Below are 4,586 nucleotides of genomic sequence, written 5' to 3'. Positions count from 1 at the left end.
TTCTTGGGGCCGATCGGCCCGTGAGCGGGGGCGGGGGCGGGCGCCGCGTGGCACGTTGGAAGGAGCGAAGGAAGCAACGGAGCCACCCGGTGCCGACCGCGTGAACCGCCCCGGAGATCCACCATGAGCCCACGACTCCTCTCCGAAGAGCGCATCACCGCCATGGCGTACGACGCGTCCACCGCGCCGTCCATGCACAACGCGCAGCCGTGGCACTTCCGCTACCACCGCCACGACCGCGGTTTCGTGCTCCACGCGGACCTCGGCGCCACGATGCCGCACGCCGACCCCAGCACCCGGGGGCTGCACATCGGTTGCGGCGCGGCGTTGCTCAACCTGCGGGTCGCGGTGGCCCACGCGGGCTGGCACCCGGAGACACGGCTGCTGCCGATCCCGGGCGAGCCTGGCCTGCTCGCGACCGTACGGCTGGCCCGGCCCGGCGAGGGCGACAGCGGCCTGAGCGAGCTGTATCCGGCGGTCCACCGCCGGCACACCAGCCGCTACCCCTACGAGGAGACCGACCTCCCCGAGGAGGTGCGGGCCGCGCTCGCCGAGGCCGCCGGCGCGGAGGGGGTCTCGCTGGACTTTCCCGCCCCGTGGCATCTGCGGTGGGTGCTGGACCTCGTGCAGGAGGCGGAGGCGCGCAACCTCACCGACCGCGGCCAGGCCCAGGACCTGGACGAGTGGACCCGCACCGGCCCGGCCGCCACGGCCACGGAGGACGGCGGGGTCCCGGACTACGCCTTCGGGCCGCGGAAGGTCGGCGGCAAGGCCCCCATGCGCGACTTCGCGGGCGACCGGCCGGTGCCTGGGCGCGAGACGGCGAAGTTCGAGCGCCATCCGCACCTGGCGCTGCTGAGCACCCCGGGCGACAAGCCGGTGGACTGGCTGCGGGCCGGGCAGGCCATGGAGCGGGTCCTCCTCAGGGCCACCCTCGAAGGGCTGGTCGGCTCCCCCGCCACCCAGGCGCTCGAATGGCCCGATCTGCGCTGGCCGTTGCGCGACCCGCTCTTCGGCTCGGGCCACGTCCAGATGGTCCTCCGCCTCGGCTACGGCCCGCAGGGGCCCAGCACCCCCCGCCGCCCGATCCGGGAGATCCTCGACATCGAGCCCTGAACCGCCCGGGCACCGGGCGGGGCCGACCGGCCTGGTGCGCGGCCGGCCCCGTCCCAGCACCGGTCCCGTCATGTGACGCGCAGGACCTGGGCGTACGGCGTCGGCGGGGTCTTCGGCAGGTGGACCACCAGGGCGTCCTCGCGCTGCTCCCAGCGCACGGGTGCGGTGGAGCCGAGCAGTTCGACGCCGCGGGGGCGGAGGGGAAGCGGGCCGCCGCCACCCAGGCTGCGGATGACGGCCCTGCCGTCCTCCGGCCAGGCCATCAGGAACGCGTACACGGTCTCGCCGTCGCGGGTGAAGCGGATGTCCCGCGCGGTGTACGCCAGGGTCGCCTCCCGTGCCTTCGCCCCCTCCACGCGGGTGGGCCCCTCGCCGTGGACCGTCCACGGGCGGGTCCCGTAGATCGCCTCGCCGCAGGCGGACAGCCACACGCCGAGCCCGTCGAGGACGGCGGCGGTCTCGTCGTCGATGGTGCCGTCGGGCAGCTGGGGCACGTTGAGCAGCAGGCAGCCGTTCTTGCTCACGGTGTCCACGAGCAGATGCACGATCTCGCCGGCCGTCTTGTACGGCTCACCGGTGCGGTAGTACCAGTCGCCGACGCTGGTGTCGTACTGCCACGGCTCGGGGTCGGTGTCGCCGAGCTGGCCGCGTTCCACGTCCAGCAGCACGGCCTGGCGGTCCTCGGCGGGGATCGTCTTGATGGACACCGCGCTCTCCGGCACGGTGTCGTAGTAGTGGGCCAGGAACTCCAGTCCGCGCGGGCTGGGCGGGGAGGCCGGGCAGACGCTGCCGTCGTCGAACGGCATCCGCGCGTCGTCCAGGTAGACCAGCTGGGGCCCGTAGCGGTCGACCACGTCCCGCAGCCGGGCGTAGAAGTTGTCCACGAAGTCGGCGTCCGGCGGCTCCCCGTGGCTACGGGGCCGCCCGTAGAGCTCCCTCGGGTCGAGCCCCTCCCACCAGGTCCCCGCGCCATCGTCCGCGGTGAGGTGGCCGTCGTACGGAACGCCCGCCAGAGGGCCTTCGGTGTCGGCGGCGAAGGCGGCGTCGAGCCAGCGCCAGGTCCAGGACCCGGCGTGCATGCTCACCCCGAACGGCAGCCCGGCCGAGCGCGCGGCGGCGGCCCAGCGGGCGACGATGTCGGTGCGGGGGCCGATGTTGACCGCGTTCCAGGGCTGGTGGGCCGAGTCCCACAGATCGAAGTTGTCGCAGTGGGCGGCCATCGACACGAAGTAGCGCGCACCGGCCCGCCGGAAGCGGTCCATCAGCGCCTCGGGGTCGAACTTCTCGGCGCGCCACAGCCGGCACAGGTCCTTGTGGCCGAACTGCGAGGGGTGGCCGTAGCGTTCGCGGTGCAGGGCTGTCTGGCGGCGCGAGCGCTTCTGCTCGAAGCCCTCGGTGCCCTCGAAGGGGCCGTACAGGTGGCGGGCGTACCAGTCGCCGGACATCGCCACCGACTGCGGGCCCCAGTGCGACCAGATGCCGAGCTTGGCGTCGCGGAACCACTCGGGGATGCGGTGGCGGCGCAGCGAGGCCCAGTCGGGCCGGTAGCCGCAGGCCCCGTCCCCGCTCGGACCGCCGTCGTCACTCGAACGCGTTGGGCTGGTCATGTGACTCCCTTTCCATTGACGCCAGTTGGGTGGCATGCCACCTTCGGGGGCATGTCGATCTCACACACGGACGGGGTTCTGCTGGGCGCGGCCTACTACGCCGAGTACCAGCCGTACGAGCGGCTCGAGGCAGACCTGGACCTGATGGCCGACGCCGGGCTGGGGCTGATCCGGGTCGGCGAGTCGGTCTGGTCGACGTGGGAGCCGCAGGACGGGGTCTTCGACCTGGAGTGGCTTCTGCCCGTGCTGGACGGGGCCCATCAGCGCGGCATCCGCGTGCTGCTGGGCACCCCGACCTACGCGGTGCCGCCCTGGCTCCAGCGCAAGCACCCGGAGATCGCGGTGCGGTTGCGCAGCGGCAGGAGCGTGGCGTGGGGCGCGCGGCAGGAGGTGGACTTCACCAGCCCCGTCTTCCGCCGCTACGCGGAGCGGATCGTGCGCCGGATCGTGGGGCGGTATGCCACCCATCCGGCGGTCGCCGGATACCAGGTGGACAACGAGCCCGGGCTGCACCTGCTGCACAACCCGGAGGTCTTCGCCTCCTTCGTGGCCCGACTGAAGCAGCGCTACGGGGACGTGGCGACGCTCAACGAGCGCTGGGGGCTGACCTACTGGTCGCACCGGCTGTCCTCCTGGGACGAGCTGTGGCCGCCCGAGGGCAACACCACGCCGTCGTACGACCTGGCCTGGCGCCGCCACCAGGCGGATCTCACCACCGAGTTCATCGCCTGGCAGGCCGCTATGGTGCGCGAGCTGGCCCAGCCCGGTCAGTACGTGACCACCTGCCTCGCCGTGACCCGCCCCGCCGTGGACGAGGTGGGCGTCAACCGGGCGTTGGACGTGGCGGCGGGCAACCTGTACTACACGGCCCAGGACGAGCTCGCCCTGCCCGACCCGGGCCGGCGCCACGACGGCGGCTGGTTCGGCCAGGGCGTGTGGCAGCTGTTCCAGTCCGCCGACCGGGCGCGCGGCGCGAAGCAGGCGCCGTACCTGATCACCGAGACCAACGCGACCTCCATCGGCGGCTCGCACACCAACCACCCGCCGTACGAAGGCCAGTTGCGGCAGGTGGCCTGGGCGCTGGTCGCGCGGGGGGCGCGCCTGGTGGAGTACTGGCACTGGCACACGCTCCACTACGGCCACGAGACCTACTGGGGCGGCCTGCTGGGCCACTCCCTGGAGCCGGGGCGCGTCCACGGGGAGGCGCGGCGGATCGCCGGGGAGTTCGCCGCGGCAAGGGAGGCGCTGCGGGGCCTGGAGCCGGACGCGGAGGTGGCGTTGGTGCGCTCGACGGAGAGCGACTGGGCCTTCCAGCACCAGCCGCCGCTGGCCGTGCCGGGCACGCTCAACCCGGACCCGCGCTCGTACGCGCGGATCTTCGGCGCCTTCTACAAGGGCTTCTTCGACGCCGGGCGGCAGGTTCGCGTCCTCTCGGTGCCGCAGCTGCACGAGGCCGGGACCGCCGAGGAACTGGCGGCGCGCCACCCGGTGCTGGTGGCCCCCGCGCTCTACGCGGCCGACGACGCGACGCTGGCCCTGCTGGACGGCTACGCGCACGCCGGCGGGCACCTGCTGCTGACCTTCCGCACCGGATACGCCGACGAGGAGGCCCGCGCGCGGGCCGAGGTCGCGCCCGGCCCGTTGCGCACCGCGGCCGGTGTCCACTACCTCGAGTACTCCAACCTGCGGGCCCCGCTCCCCGTACGGGCCGCCGAGGGCTCCGGGCTGGTGCTCGGCCCGGGGGCGCGGGCCGAGGAGTGGGCGGACGGGCTCGTCGTGGCCGACGCCCAGCCCCTGGCGTACTACGAGCACCCCCACTTCGGGCAGTGGCCCGCGGCCACGACCAAGGCGTACGGGCGCGGG

Annotated in this window: 3 protein-coding genes; 2 read left to right on the top strand and 1 reads right to left on the bottom strand. The window is 73.8% G+C overall.

What is annotated here, in order from left to right:
* Nucleotides 1–123 precede the first annotated feature (123 nt).
* Entirely contained in the window at nt 124–1,116 is a 993-nt protein-coding gene (locus AOK16_RS03160) for an Acg family FMN-binding oxidoreductase (RefSeq protein ID WP_055470671.1), read from the top strand.
* 68 nt (nt 1,117–1,184) lie between these two features.
* Here AOK16_RS03160 and AOK16_RS03155 read toward each other — a convergent pair whose 3' ends face one another.
* Nucleotides 1,185–2,723 (bottom strand): alpha-L-fucosidase, encoded by a 1,539-nt coding sequence (locus AOK16_RS03155; protein WP_055470670.1) that lies wholly within the window; start codon nt 2,721–2,723, stop codon nt 1,185–1,187.
* Between the two features lie 51 nt (nt 2,724–2,774).
* Between AOK16_RS03155 and AOK16_RS03150 the strand changes: the two genes are divergently transcribed.
* On the top strand, nt 2,775–4,586 hold a 1,812-nt coding region (locus tag AOK16_RS03150), incomplete at its 3' end, for a beta-galactosidase (RefSeq protein ID WP_055470669.1).

It is taken from the genome of Streptomyces pathocidini (assembly GCF_001418495.1).
GTDB lineage: Bacteria > Actinomycetota > Actinomycetes > Streptomycetales > Streptomycetaceae > Streptomyces > Streptomyces pathocidini.
This window is presented reverse-complemented; position numbering and strand designations above follow the sequence as displayed.